The organism is Streptomyces wedmorensis, assembly GCF_000716445.1.
Classification (GTDB): domain Bacteria; phylum Actinomycetota; class Actinomycetes; order Streptomycetales; family Streptomycetaceae; genus Streptomyces; species Streptomyces wedmorensis.
The window spans coordinates 97,100-117,433 of sequence record NZ_JNWK01000008.1 but is presented as its reverse complement, the minus strand read 5'-3'; the positions used below and the strand labels follow the sequence as shown (position 1 = coordinate 117,433).

Below are 20,334 nucleotides of genomic sequence, written 5' to 3'. Positions count from 1 at the left end.
GAACGGAGAAGTCCATGTGTCGGCCCGCTACACCGCTCCCGTCTTCGCACAGGCGTCCGTACCGTCCCGGCCATGGAGTGGATAACCGCGGAGAACGTCATCGCCCTGGGGACGGCGGTCCTGGGTGTCCTGGTCTCGGTCGGCGTCGTCTGGCTCGACCGGTTCTCGCCGCAGCGCAAGCGGCTCGGCTATCGCGTCCAGCTCAACACCCCGCTCCACCGGGAGGAGAACCAGGACAGCGAGGTCATGACCGTCCGGGAGGGCGAGGTCGTGGGGATGGCCGCACCCGCCAACGGGTCCACCCTCGTCCTCCTCCGCATAGAGAACGACCGGGACCTCGACATCAGCTCCGACGACTACGGTGCCTCCACCGACCCCCACGGGCTGCGGATCACCTTCGGCGACCGGACCGTGCAGGGAGTCGTCGCCACCGTCCCGGCCGGCTGGGTCTCCGTACGGGACGACCTGGAGCGTTCCCCCAAGCTGGGGCGGAACGGCAGCGCGGTCCTCGTTCCCAAGGTGGCGCTCGAACGGGGGCAGTACTTCAAGCTGCTCGTCCAGCTCTCCGGGGGCGTCGCCGACCGGGACGTCAAGGTCGACGGGAGCCTCCACGGCGGGGCGATCCGGCGCAACAGGAGCACCACCCCCGACGACAAGACGGCCCGGTTCAGCCCGACGGCCCGCACGGTCACCATCGTCCTCACCGCCTGCGTGGTCGCCCTCGCCGCGATCATCGTCCGGGAGCAGACGCCGCCGCCGGTCGGCTGCGCCCGGGGCACCCTGACCGTCACCGGGTCGACGGCCTTCGCGCCGGCCGTCCGCGAGGTCGCGGAGAAGTACGAGCGGGACTGCGAGGGCTCGACGGTGATCGTGGACGTGCACGGTTCGACCTCCGGGATACGGGAGCTGGCCGAGGCCGGGGCGAAGAAGGCGAAGGGCTCGCCGGCCGTCGTCGCCCTGTCGGACGGGCGCAAGCCGGGCGGCTACCCGGAGCTGCGGGAGAGCATGATCGCCGTCTCCCTCTTCACCCTCGTCCTGAACGACGGGATACCCGTCGACGACCTCACCCAGGATCAGATCCGGGAGCTCTACCGGGGCGAGATCACCAACTGGAACCAGCTCGTCCCCGGCCTCGACCGTCCGGTGCTGCTCGTCAGCCGGGACGCCGACTCCGGCACCCGGCAGGTGTTCCAGCGCCGGGTCCTGAACCGCAACGAACCGGCGAACTCCTCCCAGGACTGCGTGACGCGCGACGACCCCGAAGCGAAGGTGATCCGCTGCGAACTCGACTCCACCGCCCAGGTCCTGGCCACCGTGGCCAGGCTCCCCGGGGCCATCGGCTACGCCGAACTCCGCGCGAGCGACGGCCGGAAGGGCCTGCACAAGGTCGCCGTCGACGGGCGCAGGCCCGTCGTGGACGAGATCGGCACGTCCGGGTACCCGTACCGGGAGATCGAGTACGCCTACACCTGGGGCCGGCCGCCGGCCGACTCCCTGACCGCCAGCTTCCTGACCTACCTGGGGCGGGGCAGCGGCCAGGACGTCATCCTCACCCACGGCCACCTGCCCTGTGCCACCCCGAAGGGCCTGCGGGTCTGCGGAGACGGCTGACGGGCCTCGGCGGCCGGCCGGCGGCCATCCAGCGGCCATCGGCGGCCGGCCGGCGGCCATCGCCGGATCTTCACGGGACTGCCGACGCACTGTCTGGCATGCTCTTTCGACGTGGAGCCATTGAACGCGGAAGACCCGGTCGGCATCGGCCCGTTCCGACTGATCGGCCGCCTCGGGGTCGGGGGGATGGGCCGGGTGTTCCTGGCGCGTTCGGCCGGCGGGCGGACGGTCGCGGTGAAGGTGGTGCACGCGCAGCTCGCGGCCCAGGACGAGTTCCGGCGGCGGTTCGCCCGCGAGGTCGCCGCCCTGGAGCGGGTCGGGGGCACGGGCACGGCGCCCGTGCTGGGCTCGGACACCGACGCCGAGTCGCCGTGGGTGGCCATCGGCTACGTGCCGGGGCCGTCGCTGCGGACGGTGGTGGGCGACGAGTTCGGGCCGCTGCCGCCCACGACCGTGCGGTCACTGGCCTCCGGCCTGGCCCGCGCCCTCGTCCACATCCACGCCGCCGGGCTGGTCCACCGCGACCTGAAGCCGTCCAACGTGCTGCTGACCGTCGACGGGCCCCAGATCATCGACTTCGGCATCGCCCGTGCCGTCGACACGGTCACCGAGGGCGGCGGCCTGACCAGTACCGGCGCGGTCGTCGGCTCGCCCGGCTTCATGTCGCCCGAGCAGGTGCGCGGCGACCGGCTCACCCCCGCGTCGGACGTCTTCTGCCTCGGTTCGGTCCTCGTCTACGCGGCGACCGGCCGGGCGCCGTTCGGGACGGCCGACAGCGGCGTCCACGCGACCATGTTCCGCATCGCGCACGACGAACCCGACCTGACGGACGTGGCTCCCGAGCTCGCCGGACTGATCAGGGCCTGCCTCGCCAAGGCCCCGGAGGCCCGCCCGTCCGCCGCCGAGATCGCCGAGGCCGTCCCCGTCGCCGACCCCTGGCTTCCCGCCGACGTCCTCGCCCCCATCGGCCGTCACACGGCGCGCCTCCTGGAGGCGGAGGCCGAGAGCATGACGGGGACCGGAGCCGCCGCGGACTCCGGCACGAGGACCGGCGGAGCCTCGCTGTCCGCCGGGGACCCGACCCCGCCCACTCCCCTGCCGTCCACCGTCTCCTCCGCCGGCTCCTCGGCGGCCTCCACCGCCTCCACGGCGCCCCGGACGCCCGCCCGGCGGCCGCGCCGCACCGCGCTCGTCGCCGGCCTCGCGGCCCTCGTGGTGGCGGCCACGGCCGGCGTCGCGTACACCTTCTGGCCCGACCCGGACGTCGGCCGCGACGAGCAGAAGAACCGTCCCGTCGGCGCGACGGGCGACGTCTCCGCCCGCCCCGCCGGGATCGTCCCCGCCGGCTTCCTCGGCGCCTGGGAGGGCGTCCTCCAGGGGTCGCCCGAGTTCCCCCGCGAGACCGCCCGGATCGAGATCACCCAGGGCGCGGCGGGCTCCAAGAGCGCCGTCTACGTCCAGGTCACCGAGAACCGGCTGTGCATGGGCCGCTCGCGGCTCGTCTCGGCCGACGAGGACAAGGTCGTCTACGGCGAGTCCGACGTGACCACCAGCGTGCCCGCCGCGCGCTGCACGCCCGCCGCCCACCAGACCCTCACCCTGCGCTCCCCCGACGTCCTGGAATGGACCTCGGGCGCCGCGAAGGCCACCTTCCGCAAGGCCCCCAGCGGCCCGGCGGTCGTCCCGGCGAAGTTCCTCGGCCACTGGTCGCGCATCCCCGCGCCGGAGATGTACGGCAAGGACGACGAGCGCTACACCTCCGAGGTCACGATCACCCAGGGCCCCGTCGGCGCCCCCGTGATCAGCGTCATCGACGGCTATCCGCGCACCATCGACGGCGTGACCACCTCCGAGGACTGGTCCTGCGGCACCACGGCCGTCCTCGCGGGCGTCGGCGACATGCTGATCCTCGGCCCCAGCACCCGCGACACGACCGCCTGGGACCGCGAATGCCAGGAGGGCCTCTCCCGCCACGCGGTCGTCGACAAGCTGAACGGCAAGGACCGGCTCCGCCTCTACCCGATGCTCGACGGCGAACCGAACGAGTACCGCCGGTCCTAGGGCCTGTCTGACAATTCCCGTCGGGTCCGGCCCGCCCGGCACGCACGCTCGGCGTGCCTCAGCCGCCGAGCATGCTCAGGATCTGGTGGATGAGGGCGAGGGCGGGGGCGCCGGCCGTGCCCACGGACTCCAGGATCCCGCCGACCCGCTCCAGGGCGGTCCGCCGCACCTCCGGGTCCGCCGAGCCGCCGATCTCCGCCTCGGCGGCCTCCACGGTCCGGGCCGCGAGGGGCCGGAGCTGCCCGCGCAGCTCCTGGAGCAGCGGCAGCAGTTCCTGGACGGCCCGCTCCAGCTCCGGGACGGCGGCGGATCCGCCGTTCACGACCGTCCGCTTGTCGATGCCGACGCTGTTCGTGGTGTTCTCCATCCGCACCACGTCGCCGTAGTAGTGGTCCCCGCCGGTCACTTCGCCACCCCCGTGTTGCCGCTGCCGCCGTACATGTTCACCGAGTCGCCGAAGTAGTAGTCGCCGTAGTTGGTGATCGCGAGCGTTCCCACCGAGGCCTGGAACTCGGCGTCCGGCTTGTCGATCGCCTCGGCGATCGAGCGGACGAGGCCGTCGAGGTAGGCGCGCTTCCCGGTCACCAGGGCGGTGGACCGCCCGTTCGTCTCGATGGCGAGGACGTCGTGGGACATCGCGAAGACGACCGCGCACATCGCGCCGAAGAAGTAGAGCAGCAGGGTCCCGAGGATGAACAGGGCGATCGCGAGCACGCCGTCGTCGCCGCCGCTCGAACCGTAGGAGTCCCATGAACTCGACGACGAGTCCTCGAACTGCATGAGGATCAGGAACAGGACGAGCGTCAACCCGCCCCGCTTCAGGAACCGGGCGAAGGCCTCCCCCCGGCGCGGTCTGAGCACGAAGGTGTAGACCCGGACGATGTTCTCCAGCGGGTAGGCGCCCCCGTGGACCCACAGCAGCCGCTTGCTGATGACCAGTCCGTGCCGCGGCGGCGGCGCGGACGGCGGTGGCGCGTGCGCCGGTCTCGGCGTCGGCGTGTGGGTCGGCTTCGGCGGCGGCGTTCCGTTCGCTTCCATGCATCCCCCCGAGGTGGAGCCGCTACGACATGACCCCTCATTACGCAGCCGAACCACCCTTCCCACAAGGCGAGTTCAAGCCTCCCGTGGCTCCGGGACCGGCTCTGGGGATCCTGGACGGACCACACCCTCCTGTTCCGACCTGGTCGGGACACCGAGCTGCCACCGGGCAGCGCCCACGAGGGGGAGCCGAGCATGAGCAAGGTCTGGCTGATCACCGACGCCAACAGCGGATTCGGACGCGCCTTCGCCGAGGCCGCGATCGCCGCCCTGGCCTCCGACGAGACGTCCCTGCGCCCCGCCCTCGGCGACGACCCCATCGACGCCATCCACGCCCACCTCGACCAGGTCCGGGCCGACCTCGACGCCTGGGACGAGGTCGGCCGGGGCACGAAGCTGTCCTGACTCCTCCGGCGTCGCCCCGGCCCGGAAAAGACACCGTGCTCCCTCCCCCGGATCGGTCCGGGGGAGGGAGCACGGTGGTGTGCGCGGCGGGCGCGTCCTACAGGAAGGAGTTGATCTCGATGGTCTCGGTGCGGCCGGGGCCGACGCCGATGGCGGAGATGGGGGCGCCCGACATCTCCTCGAGGGCCTTCACGTAGGCCTGCGCGTTCTTCGGCAGGTCGGCGAAGGTCTTGGCCTTGGTGATGTCCTCGGACCAGCCGGGGAGCATTTCGTAGATCGGCTTCGCGTGGTGGAAGTCGGTCTGCGAGTAGGGCAGCTCCTCGACGCGCTTGCCGTCGATCTCGTAGGCGACGCAGACGGGGATCTGCTCCCAGCCGGTGAGGACGTCGAGCTTGGTGAGGAAGAAGTCGGTCAGGCCGTTGACGCGGGTGGCGTAGCGGGCGATGACCGCGTCGAACCAGCCGCAGCGACGGTCACGGCCGGTGGTGACGCCGCGCTCGCCGCCGATGCGGCGCAGCGCCTCGCCGTCCGCGTCGAAGAGCTCCGTCGGGAACGGGCCGGCGCCGACACGGGTCGTGTAGGCCTTGAGGATGCCGATGACACGGCTGATCTTCGTCGGGCCCACGCCGGCGCCGGTGCAGGCGCCGCCCGCGGTCGGGTTCGAGGAGGTGACGAAGGGGTACGTGCCGTGGTCGACGTCGAGCAGGGTGCCCTGGCCGCCCTCGAAGAGCACGACCTTGTCGTCGTCGAGCGCCTTGTTGAGGATCAGGGTGGTGTCGGCGACGAAGGGCTTGATCTGCTCCGCGTACTGGAGCATCTCCTCGACGATCTGGTCGGCCTGGATCGCGCGCCGGTTGTAGAGCTTGGCGAGGAGCTGGTTCTTGCCCTCGAGCGCCGCCTCGACCTTCTGGATGAGGATCGACTCGTCGTACAGGTCCTGGACCCGGATGCCGACGCGGTTGATCTTGTCGGCGTAGGTGGGGCCGATGCCCCGGCCCGTGGTGCCGATCTTGCGCTTGCCGAGGAACCGTTCCGTCACCTTGTCGAGGGTGACGTTGTACGGGGTGATCAGGTGGGCGTTGCCACTGATCAGGAGCTTCGACGTGTCGACGCCGCGCTCGTTCAGTCCGCTCAGCTCGGAGAGCAGGACCGCCGGGTCGACGACGACACCGTTTCCGATCACCGGGGTACACCCCGGCGAGAGGATTCCGGAAGGGAGAAGATGCAGCGCGTACTTCTGGTCGCCGACGACGACGGTGTGGCCGGCGTTGTTGCCGCCCTGGTAACGCACTACATAGTCAACGGAACCACCGAGGAGGTCGGTGGCCTTTCCCTTGCCCTCGTCACCCCACTGAGCACCGAGCAGCACAAGTGCGGGCACAGGCGTACACCCCTTCCGGGTGGGGCATGTCCAAGGTCAGGGGGCGTACGCCCGCTCACCGGTGTGCCCCGGAATAGACGAAGCCCCTGGCGCAATAGCGCAAGGGGCTCTTGCACAAAGATGCTACCCGAGGAAGGACCGAGGTGTCGGATCACGACCAGCTGCTGGTCATCGTCGACCCGGTCGCCCGCCGATGTGACGGCGAGTCCGTGCGGATCGCGAAGGATGTGCTGTGTGCGGGCGCGGAGGCGAAGATCTGCCTGCCGGACGGCCCCGAGGAATTCTGCCGGGCCCTGGCCAGACGCGGTTCCAGGCGCCCCGTGGTGCTCGGCGACGACCGTGCGCTGCTGCGTACGGTGGCGCTCCTGCACCGGGAGCGGGAGCTCGCCGGGGCGACCCTCGCGGTCGTCCCGATCGGCCCGCCGGACGCCCGGGAAGTGGCCCACGCGCTCGGCGTGCCGCACGCCACTCCGGCGGCGGCCCGGGCGGTCCTGGACGGTGCCGTGCGGCGCCTGGACCTGCTGGTCGACGACAGCGACGGGGTGGTCCTGGGCGACCTCCTCGTACCGGCCGTCCCCGCCCTGTCGGCGGCGGCGCCGTCCGTCTGGGGCACCTGCCGCTCCCTCGTCCGTACGCTGGTCCGCCCGGCGCCCACGGCCCTCGCGGTCCGCACCCACCGGCTGCGGGTCGAGGCGGACGGCGTCCTCCTCGCCGACGTGGACGACCCCGTCGAGGGCCTCACGGTCCGCTCGGCCGCCGGTACGGCCGAGGTGACCGTCCATCCGTCCGCCGCGCCGCCGCGGCGCGCCACCGCCCACACCCTCACCGTCTCCGGCCCGGACTTCCGCTACCGCGCCGACGGCCGCGTCACCGGCCCGGTCCGCCGCCGCACCTGGACGGTCCGCCCGGGCGCCTGGGGCCTGACGCTGCCCCGCGACCCGGTCCGGGACCTCCTGCCGCCGGCCTGAGCCGCCGCTCCGTACGACGGCCGGCTCAGGCGCTCCGTACGACGGCCGGCTCAGGCGCTCCGTACGACGGCCGGCTCAGGCGCTCCGTACGACGGCCGGCTCAGGCGCTCCGTACGACGCGGTGGCGGAGGAGGACCGAGCGGCCGTCGAAGATCCGGGTCTCCACGGTCTCCAGCTCGGTCCGGTGCTCGGCGGGGCGGAAGGCCGGGGTGCCGCCGCCGAGGACGACGGGGTGGACGACGACGCGGTACTCGTCGACGGCTCCGTGCGCGCCGAGGTGGGCGGCGAGCTCGGCGCCGCCGAAGAGCACCAGGTTCCTGCCGGTCGCGGCCAGCGCGGTCAGCTCCGCGGCCACGTCGCCGGAGACGACCGTGGTGTTGAAGCCGGGGTCCTCGCCGGCGAGCGTCCGGGAGACGACGACCTTGGGTGCCTCCCGCCAGACCGGTGCGAAGGCCAGGTCGTGCGGGTCCTGCGAGTACTGCTCGGCGTTCGGCCAGTAGCCGGACATCAGGTCCCAGACCTTGCGGCCGTAGAGGAAGACCGTGTCGCCGGCGATCAGCTCGTCGGTGTACGCGGAGAGCTCGGGGCCCATGGCCGGCCAGTCGAACTCGCCGTCGGGCCCGGCGATGAAGCCGTCGAGGGACTGGTGGACGAAGTGGATGATCCGGCCGCTCACGGGGTCCTGCCTTCCGGTGTCGCGGACCGCCCCTGCGGCCCGCTCTCACCCAGGGGTCGGAGCCCCCGGACACCACTCGACATCCACCAGGGGGCATTTTCCGGTCATCTTGTTTCGGCCACTGCCTCGGCGAGGCTTGGCGCGGGCGCCGAGCGGGGCCTAGCGTCAGCGGACATTCAACGGGCGGGGGAACGTGCGATGGCGTGCGCGCTGGACGTCGAGGAGACGGCGGGGGCACTGGAGCGGTACCGGCGGAGGGCCGGGGGGCTGATCGTCGCGGGAGCGGCGGTGCTCCCCCTGGCCGCGGGTGCCGGAGCACTGCTCACGGAACCCTGGCGCGAGGACACGGCCATCCTGCTCTGCGTGGTCGGGATCCTCGCGCTCGGCGCCGGGACCGGCTCGCTGGCCCTCGCGCGGCGGATGCGGCGGACGCTCGCCGCCGGCACCTGGTCGGCGCACCCCGCGGTGGCCCTCGACCGCACCGGGCACGCGACGACCCTGGTCCTGCGCGCCCCGGACGGCACCGAGACGTGGCCGCTGACGGTGATCGCGACCCGGCACCGCTACGAGGCGGTGCGGCCCGGCCCGGACGGCGTGCTCTGGTGGTGCGGCGACCCGCGCGTGGGCGGGGTCCTCGCACCGCCCGGCGGCGGGCCGCTGATCTGGGCGAAGCCGCTCCGGGGCGAGCGCGTGCGCCGCCGGGTCGTCGCGCACGCGGCGGCGGAGGGCCTGGCGCACCGGCCGGTCCCCAAGCAGCCCCAGGCCCAGCCCCCCGAGCCCGTCACCGCGAACGGCCCTGATCCCCTCGCCGCGAACGGCCCTGGCCCCGTCACCGCGAACGGCCCTGGTCCCGTCACGGCGAACCGCCCCGCTCCCTTCCCCGCGAACGGCCCCGAGCCCGTCATCGCGCCGGTCCCGCGCCCCTTCGCCTGGGAGGACCCGCATCCCGTCCTCACGTGCGGCCCGGATCCCTTCGGGACCGACGACCCGGAGGCCGGAAGCGGCCCCGACCCCTTCGCGCCCGGCGGCCCGGACTCCGTGAACCGTCCGGCCACGCGGCGGGACGAGGCGGGGGCCGGGTCCGGGCCGACGTACGCCGTGCTCGTCGCCCACGCCGAGCGGCAGGCGATGCCGCCGGGGAAGGCCCCGCGCCGGGAGGCGGACGTGCGGGAGGTGCGGTGGTGGCGGGTGCGGAGCCTGCGGCGGCTGGCGGGGGTGCAGCGGGTGCTGGTCGCGCTGGCGTTCTGCGCGGCCGTGGGAGCGGTCGCGCTGACCGGGCCGCCGGAGGAGGACGTCCCGAAGCTGTGGTTCGCGGCCGCGCTGCCGCTGGCCGGGCTGGTGTACGCGGGCCACCACGTGCTGACCCGCGGCAGGCACGCGGCGCGGCTGATGGCCCGGGCCGCGACCAGCCACACGCCCGTCCCGCGCCGGTACGTCCTGCTGTACGACCCGCACGGCGGGGCGCCCGTCCTGGTGTTCTTCCCGATGCACGGCGGCCCGGACGACCGGCCCGAGGGGGTGCTGCCGCTCGTGCTGCCGGGTACGCCGAAGCACCCGCGGCGCGGGCTGCCGGAGCGGCCCACGGGCCCCGCGGGGCTGCACGGCTGGCGGGACCGCACCCCGTTCGGCGCGCCGTTCGTCGTGCCGTGGATCGACGGGCGGCCGCTGTGGGCGGCGGGGCCGTACCGGGAGGCGGACGGGAAGGAGTTCCTGGCGCTGCTCGACCGGTTGGCGCCGCCGGTGGAGGCTCAGTCCTCCTGAGGGGTGCCGCGGGCGGCCCGGCGGTCGCGCCAGCGGTCCATGATCCCGGCCATCTCGCCGTGGAGGAACGCGAAGAACTCGGCGGTCTCGGCGGTGCGGCGGCCGGCGGCGGTGTCGGGGCCGAGGGTCTCGGCGCCTTCGTTCAGGACCTTCTCCCAGCGGACGAGGACCTGGTCGCGGCGGGTGAAGGTCTCGTACCAGAGCTCGTTGTGGAGGACGTAGCGGTCGCGGCGGGTGCCGGGGTCGCGCTCGCGGCTGACCATGTCGACCTGGGTGAGGTAGCCGATCGCGCCGGAGACGGCGGCCGGGCTGATCCGGAGCTGTTCGGCGAGTTCGGCCGAGGTCATGGACGCCTTCTCGGAGGCGAGGAGGGCCGCGAAGACGCGGCTCGCCATGCGCTGCATGCCGGCGGCGGTCATCTCGGCGGCGAAGCGCTCCACGAAGCGGGAGACCGCCTCTTCGCGGTCCCCGTCTGTCCTGGTCATCTCGGTCTCACCCATCCCCTGACTTTATACGCTTCCTTAACTTCACAAATTTGTGAAACTACCGTACGTTCTGAAGCATGACGAAGGCAATCAGCGTCGCCGGACTCCACAAGTCCTTCGGGCGCACCCACGCGCTGGACGGCCTCGACCTCGCGGTGGAGACCGGCGAGGTCCACGGCTTCCTCGGCCCCAACGGCGCCGGGAAGTCCACCACCATCCGGGTCCTCCTGGGCCTGCTGCGGCCCGACTCCGGCGGCGCCCGGGTGCTCGGCCGCGACCCCTGGCAGGACGCCGTCGCCCTGCACCGCCGCATCGCGTACGTCCCCGGCGACGTCACCCTCTGGCGCAACCTCTCCGGCGGCGAGGTCATCGACCTGTACGGCAGGCTGCGCGGGGCCGGCGGCCTCGACCGGGCCCGGCGCGCGGAGCTGATCGAGCGCTTCGAGCTCGACCCCACCAAGAAGGGCCGCACCTACTCCAAGGGCAACCGGCAGAAGGTCGCCCTCGTCGCCGCCTTCGCCGCCGACGTCGACCTGCTCGTCCTCGACGAGCCGACCAGCGGCCTCGACCCGCTGATGGAGGAGGTCTTCCGGAGCTGCGTCGAGGAGGCCCGCGACCGGGGCCGGACCGTCCTGCTGTCGAGCCACATCCTCAGCGAGGTCGAGGCGCTCTGCGACCGGGTCAGCATCGTCCGCAAGGGCCGGACCGTCGAGTCGGGTTCGCTGACGGAGCTGCGCCATCTGACCCGTACCAGCGTCACCGCCGAACTCGCCGGACCGCCGAACGGACTCGCCCGCCTGCCCGGCGTCCACGGCTTCGCCCTCCAGGAAGCCGAAGGGGGCCCGGGCGGCCGCGTGACGTTCCAGGTCGACACCGACAAGCTCGACGCCGTCCTGCGGTCCCTGACCGAGTCGGGCGTACGGAGCCTGACCTCGACCCCGCCGACCCTGGAGGAGCTTTTCCTCCGCCACTACACGGACGAGGTGGCGTCATGAGTCTCGCCGGCACCGGCACCCTCACCCGGCTCGCCCTGCGCCGCGACCGGCTGATGATCCCGGTCTGGGCGCTCGTCGTCGGCGGGATGGTCGCGAGCGGCGCCGGCTCCCTCGAAGGGCTGTACGGCACGGCCGCCGAGCGGGCCGAACTCGCCGCCTCCATGACCGCCAACAGCTCGATGCGCGCGCTGTACGGGCCGGTCTTCGGCGACTCCCTCGGCGGGCTCGTCGCCTGGCGCTTCGGCACCTTCGGCGCGGTCCTCGCCGCCGTCGCGAGCCTGATCGTGGTGGTCCGGCACACCCGCGAGGAGGAGGAGACGGGCCGTCAGGAGATGCTGTCCGCCGGGGCGGTGGGCCGCCGCGCCCCGCTGACCGCCGCCCTCCTCGCCGCGCTCGGCCTGAACGCGGCCGTCGCCCTCATCGTCACCGCCGGGCTCGCCGGACAGGGGGCGGCCGGGGCGCTCGCGCTCGGTCTGGCGATCGGCGGCACCGGCATGGTCTTCGCCACCGCCGCCGCGCTCGCCGCCCAGTTCACGGAGAGCGCCCGGCTCGCCAAGGGCCTGACGGCCGCCGCCCTGGGCCTGGCCTTCGTGCTGCGGGCGGCCGGCGACGCGGGGACCTCCGACGGCTCCTCCGTGCTGACCTGGCTCTCCCCCGTCGGCTGGGCCGAGCACGTCCGCGCCTTCGCCGGCGAACGCTGGTGGGTGCCGGCCCTGATCGTCGCGGCCGTCCTGCTCCAGGCGTCGGCCGCGTACGCGCTGGCCGCCCGCAGGGACGTCGGGGCGGGCTTCCTCGCGACCCGGCCGGGCCCGGCGGAGGGACGCCTCGCGACGGCCGGGGCGCTCGCCTGGCGGCTCCAGCGCGGGACGCTCCTCGGCTGGTCGCTCGGCTTCCTGATCGGCGGGCTCGTGTTCGGCGGGATGGTGGAGGGCGCGGCCGACATCGTCGGCAACAACGAGCGGGCCCGCGAGATCTTCGAGCGGATGGGCGGGCAGAGCGCGCTGACGGACGCCTTCCTCGCCACCATGGTGTCCCTCTTCGGGATGATCGCCGCCCTGTACGCGGTCGGCTCGGTGCTGCGGCCGCACGGCGAGGAGACCTCGGGCCGGGCGGAGCCGCTCCTCGCGGGCGCCCTGGGCCGGCTCCGCTGGGCCGCCGGGCACCTGGTGATCGCCTTCGGCGGCTCGGCCCTGATCCTGGCCCTGGCCGGGCTCGGCCTCGCCCTCTCGTACGGCCACGACCTCGGTCCCGTCCTGGGCGCCGCGCTCGTCCAGCTCCCGGCCGTGTGGGCGCTCGCCGGGCTGGCGGTCCTGCTGTGGGGCGCCCTCCCCCGGGCCGCTGCCGCCGCCTGGGGGGCGGCCGGTCTCTGTCTGGCCCTCGGCTGGGTCGGCCCGGCGCTCGGGCTGCCGCAGGCGGTCCTCGACCTCTCCCCGTTCGGGCACCTGCCGAAGCTGCCGGGCCCCGCCGTGGACTGGCCGCCGGTGCTGGTCCTGACCGCCCTGGCGGCGGCCCTGACGGCAGCCGGCCTGGCGGGGCTGCGCCGCCGGGACGTGACCGGCTGACGGCCCGGCGGCTCACACCTCGACGAGCAGCTCCTCGAAGCCCCGGATGACGTACCCCGGTGTCCGCACCGGCTCGGCCGCGAGCCGCATCCCCGGCGCCCGCCTCAGCAACTCGCCGAACACGGCGGTGAGTTCGAGGCGGGCGAGCGGGGCTCCGAGGCAGTAGTGGATGCCGGCGCCGAAGGTGATGTGGGGGTTGTCGGCCCGGGTGAGGTCGAGCGCGTCGGCGGTCGGCCCGAAGCGTGCCGGGTCGCGGTTGGCGGAGCCGAAGAGCAGGGCGACCTCGGAACCGCGCGGGATGAGCCGGCCGCCGAGCTCGATGTCGTCGAGGACCCAGCGCTCGAACATCTGGAGCGGGGTGTCGTACCGGAGAAGTTCTTCCACAGCTGTGGACAACTGTTCGGGATCAGGGCGCACGCCCTCCTTGAGCAGCGTCCACCAGCCGGTGACCGTGGTGTTCACCGTGGCCTCGTGGCCCGCGTTCAGGAGCAGGACGCAGGTGGAGATCATCTCCTGTTCCGTCAGCTCCTCCACCGCGATCAGGGACGAGATCAGGTCCTCCCCCGGCGCCTTCCGCCGCCGTGCGATGAGCTCCCGCAGGTAGTCGGAGAACTCGACCGAGGCCCTGACCGCCCGCCGGGCCGTCTCCTCCGACGGGTTCAGTTCGAACATCCCGCAGATCGCCGCCGACCAGGGCCGCAGCCGCCCCCGCTCCTCGTCGTCCGCCGGGATCCCCAGCATCTCGGCGATCACCGCCACCGGCAGGGGCTCGGCGACCGTGGCGAGCAGGTCGCCGCCGCCCGCCGCCACCAGATCCCCGACGAGCCCGGCGGCCAGCCGCCGTACCGTCGGCGCCAGGTTCTCGACCGTGCGCGGCGTGAAGGCCTTCGACACCAGCCGCCGGATCCGGGTGTGGTCGGCCGCCTCCAGGTCGAGCAGCCCGTGGTCGTTGAGCGTGTGGAACGGCTCGTACGCGGCGTCCGGCGCCTCCCGCCCGAACTCCTCGTGCGTGAAGCGGTGCGTGTACGTCCGGCCGAGCCGCCGGTCGCGGAGCAGCGCCGACACGTCCTCGTAGTGCGGGATCAGCCACTGGCGGGTGGGGGCGTGCCAGTGGGCGCGGCCGGCGGCGCGCAGCTCGGCGTAGGCGGGATACGGGTCGGCGACGAACTCCGGCGACCAGGGGTCGTAAACGGCATCCATGGACGGACGCTACCCCCGTGGACCGGCTCAGCCGCCGACCCGCACCAGTCCCGCCTCGTACGCGAAGACCGCCGCCTGCGTGCGGTCGCGCAGGCCCAGCTTCACCAGGATGCGGCTGACGTGCGTCTTGATCGTGGACTCGGCGACGACGAGGTGCTCGGCGATCTCGGCGTTCGACAGGCCCTGGGCGATGAGGACGAGGACCTCCGTCTCCCGCTCGGTCAGCTCCCCGATCTGCGCCATCGCCGGCGGGCGCGGGGAGGTCCCCGGCGCCTTGGCGAACTCGGTGATCAGCCGCTTGGTGACGGTCGGCGCGAGCAGTGCCTCGCCGGCCGCGACCACCCGCACCCCGTCCGCGAGCTGCCGGGCCGAGGCGTCCTTGAGCAGGAAGCCGGACGCCCCGGCGCGGAGCGCCTGGTACACGTACTCGTCCAGGTCGAAGGTGGTCAGGACGAGCACCTTCGCGTCGGCGTCGGCGGCGACGATCTCCCGGGTGGCGTCGATGCCGTTCAGTTCGGGCATCCGGATGTCCATGAGGACCACGTCCGGGTGGAGGGCGGCGACCTGGGCGATCGCCTCCCGGCCGTTGACGGCCTCGCCGACGACCTCGATGTCCGGCATCGCGCCGAGCAGCACCGAGAAGCCCTCGCGGACCATCATCTGGTCGTCGACGATCAGTACGCGGATCACTGCGGGACCTCCTCGCGGCTCACGGGGACGAAGGCCGTCACCTCGTAGCCGCCGTCGTCGGTGACCTCGGCCGTCATCTCCCCGCCCAGCATCGTCACACGCTCCCGCATGCCGGTGATGCCGTGCCCGGCGCCAATCGAGGGGGGCGGGCGAAGTCCTCCTTGAGGGGCGGTGGCCGGGTGACGGGCGGGATTGACGAGACCCCGTGCCGGGCCGTTGGCGATCCGCAGCCCCAGCCCGCCGAGGACGTAGCTGACCTCGACCTTCGCGGCCGCGCCCGGCGCGTGCCGCAGCACGTTCGACAGGGCCTCCTGGACGATCCGGTAGGCGGAGAGCTCGACGCCCTGGGGCAGCTCGCGCACCGCGCCGGTCACGGTCTTCTCGACGTCGAGGCCGGCCTCAGCGACGTTGCGGATCAGGGCGTCCAGGTCGCCGAGGGTGGGCTGCGGGGCGTCGGGCGCCTCGTAGTCCTCGGCCCGTACGACACCGAGGATGCGGCGCAGCTCGGTGAGCGCGGCGACGGCGTTCTCCCGGATGGTGAGGAAGGCCTGCTCCAGCTCCGGCGGCGGGTTCTCGACGCGGTACGGGGCGGCCTCCGCCTGGATGGCGACCACCGACATGTGGTGGGCGACGACGTCGTGGAGCTCGCGGGCGATGGTGGTGCGCTCCTCCAGGACCGTCCGCTTGGAGATCTCCTGGGCGGTGACGGTCTGCTGCGCGGTGACCTCGCGGTCGGCCTGGCGGCGGACCTGGAAGACGGTGACGGAGAGCAGGACCAGCGCCGCCACGAACAGCATCGGGACGGCGTCGGTGCCGCCGCCCCTGCCGAGGAACACCTCGGCGAAGAGCGCGTAGCCCGCCGTCCCGATCCACATCCACACGGCGGTACGGGGCCGGGTGCGGGCGGCGACCACGCCGAGGACCACCAGGTGGGCTGCGAACGAGTTCGCCGCCCAGGGCCAGCCCGTCCCGAATCCGGCGACGGCCCCGATGAACGGCGTCGTGCCGAGCGAGGCCCAGAAGGAGAGCACCGGCCGGACCAGGGTGAGCAGCACGATCGCGGTCGGCGTGAGGGTGGCGGCGAGCCCGATCGGGCCGATGCCGCCGTGGAACCGTTCGAGACCGATGAAGAAGACGATCACCGCCATGAAGGCGACGACCGCGTGCGGCAGCAGCCCGGCGTACACCCGTATCCGCGCCGGCAGGAAGCGGGTCGGGCCGCTCCCCGTGTCCATGCGCTTCAGCGGCCGGTACGCGAACGCGTCGTGGAAGAGTTCCTGGCGCAGTCCCCCGAGCGCCACCTGCACCAGGCGGAACTCGGGGCTGCGGCTCGTCTCGGAGGACTGTGTCTGGGTCACACGAACCACGGTACGGGGGGCCGCGAGCGGGGTCGTCCGGCTCTGTACGGATCCTTCCGGGTCCCCCCTGAGTACTAGACGGTCCCTAGAAGGCCAGCTGGGCGATCTCCTCCGCGACCACCGCGCAGGCGTCGGCGGCCGGGTCGATCAGGGGGAAGTGGCCGATCTCTTCCAGGAGCGTGAGGCCGACCTGCTCGCCGGCCTTGGCCGCCGCGTCCGCGTAGGCCTCGGCGACGGCGTACGGGACGACGACGTCCTCGCGGCCCTGCACCAGGGTGGTCGCGATGCCCGTCGGAAGGAGGAGGGCGGGGTCCGTGTGCGCCGCGCGCGCCGCGTGGTCGGCCTCGCCGCCGAGGAGTTCGGTGACCGCGCCGCCGCACACCCCGAGCTCGACCGCCCGCGCGAAGTGGGCGATCGGGGCGAGGGAGACGACGCCGCGCAGGGCGGGCGGGGCCGGGAGGCGCCAGGGGGAGCCGGCGGGCAGGACGTGCCGGGCGGCGGCCCAGAGGGCGAGGTGACCGCCGGCGGAGTGGCCGGTGAGGACGATCCGTCCGGTGTCGGCCTGCGGCAGGTGCTCGGCGGCCAGCCCCGGTACGGCGTCGAGGGCGGCGGCCACGTCGTCGAAGGTCTCCGGCCAACGCCCGGCGACCGGGGCCGTGCCTCCCTGGCGGGGGATGTCGCTGCCGCGCCGGTACTCGACGTTCGCCACGGCGAAGCCCCGGCGGGCCAGGAAGTCCACGAAGGGGGTCAGGTGCTGCCGGTCGTACGGTGCCCGCCAGGCGCCGCCGTGCAGGGCGACGACGAGCGGGGCCCGGGTGCGTCCGTCGCGCGGGGCGTAGAAGTCGACCACCTGGTCCGGGTGGTCGCCGTACGCGGCGGAGGCGTCCGGGGGGACGGCCGGGTGCGAGAAGGCCGACGCCTCTTCGGCGGCATCGCGCGCGGCGGGGTCCGGCATGCTGTTCCAACCTCTCGGGTACGGGGCCGAATTGGCCTGACCTGCGGGGACGGTATCAGCACCGGAGCCCCCGCAGATCAGGCGATCATCGGACCTTCGTGCCTCAGGCGGCGAGGTCGGTCAGGACCTCCGCGAGGACCCGGGCCGCCCGCTCCGCGTCCGCGAAGCCGACGTACAGCGGCGTGAAGCCGAACCGCAGCACGTCAGGGCGGCGCAGGTCGCCGACCACACCGCGCCGGATCAGCTCGGCCATCACGGCCGGGGCGTCGGCGCAGCGCAGCGCGACCTGGCTGCCGCGCTCGCCGTGCTCCGCGGGCGTCGCCGACTCGACCCGGCCCTCGGGGGCGTACGCGCGGACGCACTCCAGGAAGAAGTCCGTCAGCGCGAGGGACTTGGCCCGCACGTCCTCGATGTCGACCCCGTCCCACACGTCGAGCGCCGATTCGAGCGCCAGCATGGAGAGGATGTCGGGCGTGCCGACCCGGCCCCGCACGGCGCCCGCGGCCGCCTCGTACCCGGGGGTCATGGCGAACGGGTCGGCGTGCGAGTTCCAGCCGGGCAGCGGCGAGTCGAAGGCGGCCTGGTGGCGCTCGGCGACGTACAGGTACGCGGGCGCGCCGGGGCCGCCGTTCAGGTACTTGTAGGTGCAGCCGACGGCCAGGTCGACGCCGTGCGCGTCGAGTCCGACGGGCAGCGCGCCCGCGCTGTGGCACAGGTCCCAGAGGGCGAGCGCGCCCGCCTCGTGGAGGGCGGCGGTGATGCCGGGCAGGTCCTGGAGGCGTCCGGTCCGGTAGTCGACGTGGTTGACGAGCGCGGCGGCCGTGCGGTCGCTCACCTTGGCCGCCATGTCGGCCGGGTCGCACGCCACGATCTCGTGACCCGTCATCCGCGCCGCCGACTGCGCGATGTACCCGTCCGTGGGAAAGGTCGTCGCGTCGACGAGGATCTCGTCCCGGTCGTCGCCGCCCAGCCGGGCGGCCGCGACGACCGCCTTGAAGACGTTCACGCTCGTCGAGTCGCCGACGACTATCCGCCCGGGGGCGGCGCCGACGATCGGCGCGATGCGGTCGCCGATCCGCTCGGGCGCGGTCCACCAGCCGGACTCGTCCCAGGAGCGGATGCGCAGCTCGCCCCACTCGCGGGTGATGACGTCGGCCATCCGGGCCGGGACGTGCGCGGGCAGCGCGCCGAGCGAGTTGCCGTCGAGGTAGACGGTGGCCTCGTCGAGGGCGAACCTCTCGCGGTGCTTGGCGAGGCCGTCGGCGGCGTCGAGCTCCAGCGCCCTGTTCCTGAGGAGGTCAGACATGGCTGCGGGCCGTCCAGAGCTCGGGGAACACGTTCTTCTGGGCCCGCTTCTCCAGCCAGGCCACGCCCGCCGAGCCGCCGGTGCCGGTCTTCGCGCCCATCGCGCGCCGGGTCGCGACCAGGTGGTCGTTGCGCCAGCGCCAGACGAGTTCGGCGACGTCGCTGAGGGCCTCGCCAAGGCGGACGAGCTCGCCGTTCTGGTCGGCGTCCGCGTAGATCCCGGCCCAGACGGCCTCGACCTCGGGGGACGGCTCGTAGCGCTGCGACAGGTCGCGGGAGAGGACCGACGCCGGGACGGGCAGGCCGCGGCGGGACAGGAACGCGAGGACCTCGTCGTACAGGCTCGGCTCCTGGAGCGCCTTCTCCAGCTCGGCGTGGACGCGGGGCGCGCCCCGGTGCGGCACGAGCATGGAGGCGGCCTTGTCGCCGAGCAGGAACTCCATCCGCCGGTACATCGCCGACTGGAAGCCGGAGCCCTCGCCGAGCGCGGCGCGGTAGGCGTTGAACTGGCCGGGGGTGAGCTGGGCGAGCGGGCGCCAGGAGTGGTTGAGCGCCTCCAGCTCGCGGACCGAGCGCTTGAGGGCGTCCATCGCGACGGGGACGCGGTCCTCGCGCAGGGCGCGGCTCGCGGTCTCCCACTCGTGGACGATCACCGTGAACCACAGCTCCATGACCTGGGTGGTGACCAGGAAGACCATCTCGCCGGGGTCGTCCGAGCGGAGGTGCTGGAGGTGGGTGAGGACGTCCGCCTGGACGTAGTCCTCGTACGGCGTGGTGCCCGCGAAATCGAGGTTCGGCGCGTCGGCGACCGAACCGGTTCCGGAGGCATCGGGGAAGGTGGACATTTCTGTCTCCTCGATACGGGCTACCGGGTAGCGGTCCGCTCCACCGTGTACGCGCTGCGTCGCGCGGCACGGGAGCTCCGGTCCCCTCGGGAGGCGTGCTTCGTCGCGCGCCGTCCCATCCGCATCATGACACGATCGGCCCTGTGATGTAGCTACCGTCTTCGTCATACGGAAAAGCGTTCGATCGACAGCCGTGCAGGCCCTTGATCTGCTGCATCATCGCGGGAGCGAGCCTGCCCGGACCCGGGCAGCCCATGTGGCTGCGGATGCCGATCTCGTGCCCGACCTCGTGGTTGATGATCAGGTGCCGGTACTCCTCCGGCTTCCCCGCGAAGGTCGGCGAGCCCAGCATCCACCGCCTGAGGTTCACCACGACGCCTTCGGAGGTCTCGCAGTTCAGCTCGCCGTGGGTGCGCAGCCCCTGGCGGAGGCAGAGCGCGTCCGCCGTGTCCGGGGTGGCGATCCGGATGACGAAGTCGGCGTTCTCCGACACGAGCTGGAAGCGGCCCCGGCCGTGCGCGGCCCAGCCGCGCGGATGGGCCAGGATGCGCTGGATCTCGGCGGCGGCCTCCTGCGCCGAGATCTCGATGCCGTCCTCGACCTGGACCCGGTAGCGGCGCAGGGTCCCGCCGTCACCGGTCGGCGCCCCGGACGAGCGGGCCGTGGTGAAGGTCCCCGCGCCGGACCGCGGCACGGCGGTGCTCTTCGCGGCGGTCCTCTTCGGGGGGCTGCTCCGCACGGGGGCGGGCGTGGTGGTCCTCGGCCGCGCGGCGGGCGGCGTCGGATCCGGTGCGGCCGGCCGCGTCGGCTCCGACGTCGTGGGCCGGGGGCTCGCGCCGGCCGTCGTCCGTTCCACCACGGGCGCTGCCGCCCCGTCCCGCGGCGTCCCGTCGCGGTCCGCCATGGCGGCCCCGGCCCCGAGCACGACCGTCAGGAGGACCATCGCCGGCAGCCCGAACCGGGGCCCCGCCCGGTGCTTTCTCCTCGCGCTACGGCGTCCCGCGGGTGCGGCGCGTCTCCCCATGACTTCCCCCTAGG

19 protein-coding genes are annotated in these 20,334 nt (G+C 73.6%); 7 read left to right on the top strand and 12 right to left on the bottom strand.

Features of this window, described 5'->3' with window-relative positions:
* The first annotated feature begins 72 nt into the window (after positions 1–72).
* Both OO54_RS09370 and OO54_RS09365 read left to right on the top strand, forming a co-directional pair.
* Positions 73–1,611, top strand: a complete 1,539-nt coding sequence (locus tag OO54_RS09370; protein ID WP_033202374.1) for a PstS family phosphate ABC transporter substrate-binding protein — start codon at positions 73–75, stop codon at positions 1,609–1,611.
* A 111-nt stretch (positions 1,612–1,722) separates the two neighbouring features.
* Positions 1,723–3,672 (top strand): serine/threonine-protein kinase, encoded by a 1,950-nt coding sequence (locus OO54_RS09365; protein ID WP_033202373.1) that lies wholly within the window; start codon positions 1,723–1,725, stop codon positions 3,670–3,672.
* A gap of 58 nt (positions 3,673–3,730) precedes the next feature.
* Here the strand turns inward: OO54_RS09365 and OO54_RS09360 are convergent, their stop codons facing one another.
* Both OO54_RS09360 and OO54_RS09355 read right to left on the bottom strand, forming a co-directional pair.
* Positions 3,731–4,078 (bottom strand): hypothetical protein, encoded by a 348-nt coding sequence (locus OO54_RS09360; protein ID WP_033202372.1) that lies wholly within the window; start codon positions 4,076–4,078, stop codon positions 3,731–3,733.
* On the bottom strand, positions 4,075–4,710 hold the full coding sequence (locus tag OO54_RS09355) for a DUF6232 family protein (RefSeq protein WP_234439211.1): 636 nt from the start codon (positions 4,708–4,710) through the stop codon (positions 4,075–4,077). The genes OO54_RS09360 and OO54_RS09355 overlap by 4 nt, the downstream gene beginning before the upstream one ends.
* A gap of 195 nt (positions 4,711–4,905) precedes the next feature.
* On the opposite strand from OO54_RS09355, the gene OO54_RS09350 reads away from it, so the two are divergent.
* Positions 4,906–5,115, top strand: a complete 210-nt coding sequence (locus OO54_RS09350) for a hypothetical protein (protein WP_033202371.1) — start codon at positions 4,906–4,908, stop codon at positions 5,113–5,115.
* Positions 5,116–5,212: 97 nt separating this feature from the next.
* Here OO54_RS09350 and OO54_RS09345 read toward each other — a convergent pair whose 3' ends face one another.
* Positions 5,213–6,496: an adenylosuccinate synthase gene (locus OO54_RS09345; protein WP_033202370.1), complete on the bottom strand. Its 1,284-nt coding sequence runs from the start codon at positions 6,494–6,496 to the stop codon at positions 5,213–5,215.
* 143 nt (positions 6,497–6,639) lie between these two features.
* Here OO54_RS09345 and OO54_RS09340 point away from each other — a divergent pair, with 143 nt between their 5' ends.
* Positions 6,640–7,464 carry a diacylglycerol kinase gene (locus OO54_RS09340; protein WP_033202369.1) on the top strand — a complete coding sequence of 275 codons (825 nt, stop codon included), beginning with the start codon at positions 6,640–6,642 and terminating at the stop codon, positions 7,462–7,464.
* Positions 7,465–7,564: 100 nt separating this feature from the next.
* Here OO54_RS09340 and OO54_RS09335 read toward each other — a convergent pair whose 3' ends face one another.
* Positions 7,565–8,140 carry a dihydrofolate reductase family protein gene (locus OO54_RS09335; protein WP_033202368.1) on the bottom strand — a complete coding sequence of 192 codons (576 nt, stop codon included), beginning with the start codon at positions 8,138–8,140 and terminating at the stop codon, positions 7,565–7,567.
* Between the two features lie 198 nt (positions 8,141–8,338).
* On the opposite strand from OO54_RS09335, the gene OO54_RS09330 reads away from it, so the two are divergent.
* Positions 8,339–9,901: a hypothetical protein gene (locus tag OO54_RS09330; protein WP_033202367.1), complete on the top strand. Its 1,563-nt coding sequence runs from the start codon at positions 8,339–8,341 to the stop codon at positions 9,899–9,901.
* Here the strand turns inward: OO54_RS09330 and OO54_RS09325 are convergent.
* Positions 9,889–10,401 carry a GbsR/MarR family transcriptional regulator gene (locus OO54_RS09325; protein WP_051786806.1) on the bottom strand — a complete coding sequence of 171 codons (513 nt, stop codon included), beginning with the start codon at positions 10,399–10,401 and terminating at the stop codon, positions 9,889–9,891. The two genes, OO54_RS09330 and OO54_RS09325, sit on opposite strands and share 13 nt — an antisense overlap.
* A 62-nt stretch (positions 10,402–10,463) precedes the next feature.
* On the opposite strand from OO54_RS09325, the gene OO54_RS09320 reads away from it, so the two are divergent.
* Together OO54_RS09320 and OO54_RS09315 are read left to right on the top strand one after the other, a co-directional pair.
* Positions 10,464–11,381 carry an ABC transporter ATP-binding protein gene (locus tag OO54_RS09320; RefSeq protein ID WP_033202366.1) on the top strand — a complete coding sequence of 306 codons (918 nt, stop codon included), beginning with the start codon at positions 10,464–10,466 and terminating at the stop codon, positions 11,379–11,381.
* Complete coding sequence (locus OO54_RS09315) at positions 11,378–12,943, top strand: ABC transporter permease (protein WP_033202365.1); 1,566 nt, start codon at positions 11,378–11,380, stop codon at positions 12,941–12,943. The genes OO54_RS09320 and OO54_RS09315 overlap by 4 nt, the downstream gene beginning before the upstream one ends.
* Positions 12,944–12,955: 12 nt before the next feature.
* On the opposite strand, the gene OO54_RS09310 is transcribed toward OO54_RS09315, so the two are convergent.
* The 7 genes from OO54_RS09310 to OO54_RS09280 all read right to left on the bottom strand — a co-directional run bounded on the left by OO54_RS09310 (position 12,956) and on the right by OO54_RS09280 (position 20,320).
* Positions 12,956–14,143, bottom strand: a complete 1,188-nt coding sequence (locus tag OO54_RS09310) for a cytochrome P450 (RefSeq protein WP_033202364.1) — start codon at positions 14,141–14,143, stop codon at positions 12,956–12,958.
* Positions 14,144–14,170: 27 nt separating this feature from the next.
* Positions 14,171–14,833, bottom strand: a complete 663-nt coding sequence (locus OO54_RS09305; RefSeq protein ID WP_017240191.1) for a response regulator — start codon at positions 14,831–14,833, stop codon at positions 14,171–14,173.
* Complete coding sequence (locus tag OO54_RS09300) at positions 14,830–16,200, bottom strand: sensor histidine kinase (RefSeq protein WP_033202363.1); 1,371 nt, start codon at positions 16,198–16,200, stop codon at positions 14,830–14,832. The genes OO54_RS09305 and OO54_RS09300 overlap by 4 nt, the downstream gene beginning before the upstream one ends.
* Before the next feature lie 76 nt (positions 16,201–16,276).
* Complete coding sequence (locus tag OO54_RS09295) at positions 16,277–17,146, bottom strand: alpha/beta hydrolase (protein ID WP_033202362.1); 870 nt, start codon at positions 17,144–17,146, stop codon at positions 16,277–16,279.
* A 103-nt stretch (positions 17,147–17,249) separates the two neighbouring features.
* Positions 17,250–18,452, bottom strand: coding sequence for a kynureninase (kynU, locus tag OO54_RS09290; protein ID WP_033202361.1), 1,203 nt, complete (start codon positions 18,450–18,452; stop codon positions 17,250–17,252).
* Positions 18,445–19,296, bottom strand: a complete 852-nt coding sequence (locus tag OO54_RS09285) for a tryptophan 2,3-dioxygenase family protein (protein ID WP_033202360.1) — start codon at positions 19,294–19,296, stop codon at positions 18,445–18,447. The genes kynU and OO54_RS09285 overlap by 8 nt, the downstream gene beginning before the upstream one ends.
* Positions 19,297–19,420: 124 nt before the next feature.
* On the bottom strand, positions 19,421–20,320 hold the full coding sequence (locus OO54_RS09280) for a DUF3152 domain-containing protein (protein ID WP_033202359.1): 900 nt from the start codon (positions 20,318–20,320) through the stop codon (positions 19,421–19,423).
* Positions 20,321–20,334 lie beyond the last annotated feature (14 nt).